The sequence below is a fragment of the Streptomyces sp. NPDC004561 genome, from assembly GCF_053602155.1.
Window position 1 is genome coordinate 1 of the sequence record NZ_JBSGDB010000754.1, and the last position, 2,738, is coordinate 2,738.

A 2,738-nucleotide genomic window follows, 5' to 3' on the forward strand; every position below is an offset into this window, starting at 1 on the left:
GTCCCGGTCGCCCGCGCCAAGGTCACGCTGATCGACCGGCGGGGGCGGCAGGCGGGGTCGGCCGTCTCCGGCGAGGACGGCACGTACGCGCTCGCCGTGCCGGCCCAGGGGGCGTACGTGCTCGCGGCGAAGGCCTCCGGCCATGGGCCGCGCGCCTCCGCCGCGACGCACTCCGGTGACGAGCGGGCGGTCGATCTGGACCTCTCGCTGCCTGGGGAGACCGTCAGCGCGTAGGGGCCGTCGCCCCTGGGGAACGCACCCCCGGTCACCCTGGTGACCGGGGGTGCGGCAGCATGGGCGTCGGACAGTCGTACGACCGAAAGGCGCTCCATGCCCGCCGCCGCACCCAAGCCCGAGATCCTGGCCGCGTTCGAGGCGGCCAAGGGGTTCATGCCCGTGGACGAGGGGCTGGCGCTGTACGCGGCCGCCGTGGAGGCCGGGCGGCTGGGGCTGCCGCTGCTGGAGGTCGGCACGTACTGCGGGCGTTCCACCGTGCTGCTCGCGGACGCGGCCCGCGCCGCCGGGGTGAGCGCGCTGACCGTCGACCACCACCGGGGCAGCGAGGAGCAGCAGCCGGGCTGGGACTACCACGACCCGGAGACCGTCGACCCCGAGGTCGGTCTGATGGACACGCTCCCCGCCTTCCGCCGGACGCTGTTCCGGGCGGGCCTGGAGGAGCACGTGGTCGCCCTCGTGGGCCGTTCCCCGCAGATCGCGGCGATCTGGCGGTCCCCGCTCGGCCTCGTCTTCGTCGACGGCGGCCACACGGACGAGCACGCCGGCGCCGACTACGAGGGCTGGGCGCCGCACGTGGCCGAGGGGGGCCTCCTCGTCATCCACGACGTCTTCCCGCACCCCGAGGACGAGTTCACCGGGCAGGCGCCCTACCGGGTGTACCTGCGGGCCCTGGGGTCCGGTGCGTTCACCGAGGTCGGGATGACCGGCTCGCTGCGTGTCCTGCGGCGAACGGGAGCGGGGATCTGAGGTCCCGGTTAGAGTCGCAGACGTGTCGTACCTAGGCCCGGAGTTCGAACCCCCGCAGCCGCGCCGTCCCCGGCGCGGCCCGCTCACCGTGGCGCTCGCCGCGCTGGTGCCGGGCGCGCTGCTCGGCTGGCTGGTGTACGAGGCGGTGGGCGGCGGTCCGGGAGACTCCGGCCGCACCGTCTCCGCCTCGCCCGCGGGCACCTCGGCGGCCTCGTCGCCGTCCTCGGCGCGGTCCGCCTCCCCCGGCGACGACGGCAAGGCGCCCGCCGGGGAGCCGACGCCCCTCGGCACGGGCCCGCTCAGGGGCAAGGTGATCGTCATCGACCCCGGGCACAACCCGGGCAACTTCCGGCACACGGCCGAGATCAACCGCCAGGTGGACATCGGGACCAACCGCAAGGAGTGCGACACCACCGGGACGTCCACCAACGCCGGTTACAGCGAGGCCCGGTTCACGCTCGACGTGGCGCACCGGCTGCGCACGATCCTGGAACAGCAGGGCGCCACGGTGCGGTTGACCCACGACGGGAACAGCCCGGCCTGGGGGCCGTGCGTGGACCAGCGGGCGCGGATCGGCAACACCGCGCACGCCGACGCGGCCATCTCCATCCACGCCGACGGCTCCGCGGAGGGCAACCGCGGCTTCCATGTGATCCTGCCGGGTTCCGTGCACGCGGGCGCCGCCGACACCCGGCCCATCGTCGGCCCCTCCCGCGACCTCGGCACCCGTATCGCCGGCACGTTCCTGCGCGAGACCGGCGAGCCCCCCTCCAACTACCTCGGCCACGGCACCGGTCTCGTCACGCGCACGGACCTGGGCGGTCTCAATCTGTCAACGGTTCCCAAGGTGTTCATCGAGTGCGGCAACATGCGCGATAGCAAGGACGCGGCACTGCTGACCAGCGGCGCCTGGCGGCAGAAGGCCGCGCAGGGGATCTCTGAGGGAATCGTGGGTTTCCTGCGCAGGTCGTGACCGGCGGGCGGAACCGGCCGTACGGCCGGATCTTGTGGACGGTAGTGTCTACCGACGACGAGACGACTTACGAAGGACCTGAAGTGAACATCCGCTCCCTCACTAGAGGCGACGGCGTGGTGATCGGAGCAGCGGTGTTGCTGTTCATCGCGTCGTTCCTCAAGCTCTACTCCTACTCGGTCTCCGGCTTCTCGGACAGCCAGAGCGTGTGGGACAACCTTGGGACGGGCCTCGGCACGTACATGGGGGCCGTCATCGGTGCCGCGCTGATCGTCCTCAACCGCTGCCTGCCCGAACAGCAGCGCAAGGTGGCCGGTCTCGACCTCGGCATGGTGGGCACCGGGTTCGCGATCCTCTCCGCGTGGACCCTCTTCTGGACCCTGGTGGACGTTCCCGACCACATCGACGCCGGCGCCGGCCTCATCCTCGGGTTCATCGCGGCCCTCGTCCTCGCCGCCGCCGCCGTCGCCACCCCCCTGGTCCCCGCCCTGCAGGCCGCGCTGATCCCGGCCCCCAAGCCGGTCGCCCCGCAGCCCTACGGCGCCCAGCCGCCCGGTGGTTACGGCTACCCGGGCGCCCAGCCGCAGCAGCCGTACGGCGCCCAGCCGCAGCCGGGCCAGCCGTTCGCGCAGCAGCCGCCGGCCGCTCAGGGCGCCCCGGCGCCGCAGCCCGCCGCCCAGGACTTCTCGCCGTTCTGGTTCGCGGTGCCGGCGACCCGGCCGCTGTTCCCGGAGGACGGCTCGCCGAACCCGATCGCCGAACTGGCGCCGGGCCCCGGGTA

At 73.6% G+C, this 2,738-nt stretch carries 4 protein-coding genes; all 4 read left to right on the forward strand.

Annotated elements, in window-relative coordinates:
• Positions 1-234: carboxypeptidase-like regulatory domain-containing protein (locus tag ACWEN3_RS44735; RefSeq protein WP_452983958.1), on the forward strand; the 234-nt coding region annotated here is incomplete at its 5' end.
• A gap of 96 nt (positions 235-330) precedes the next feature.
• Positions 331-984, forward strand: a complete 654-nt coding sequence (locus ACWEN3_RS44740) for a class I SAM-dependent methyltransferase (protein WP_452983960.1) — start codon at positions 331-333, stop codon at positions 982-984.
• 22 nt (positions 985-1,006) lie between these two features.
• The gene (locus ACWEN3_RS44745; protein WP_452983963.1) at positions 1,007-1,957 is read left to right on the forward strand and encodes an N-acetylmuramoyl-L-alanine amidase; all 951 of its coding nucleotides are present in this window, start codon (positions 1,007-1,009) and stop codon (positions 1,955-1,957) included.
• Between the two features lie 83 nt (positions 1,958-2,040).
• On the forward strand, positions 2,041-2,738 hold a 698-nt coding region (locus ACWEN3_RS44750), incomplete at its 3' end, for a DUF5336 domain-containing protein (RefSeq protein WP_452983966.1).

What these genes read in the sequence shown, in the direction of transcription:
- ACWEN3_RS44740 (WP_452983960.1), top strand. Translation starts at nt 331, where the DNA reads ATGCCCGCCGCCGCACCCAAGCCCGAGATCCTGGCCGCGTTCGAGGCG.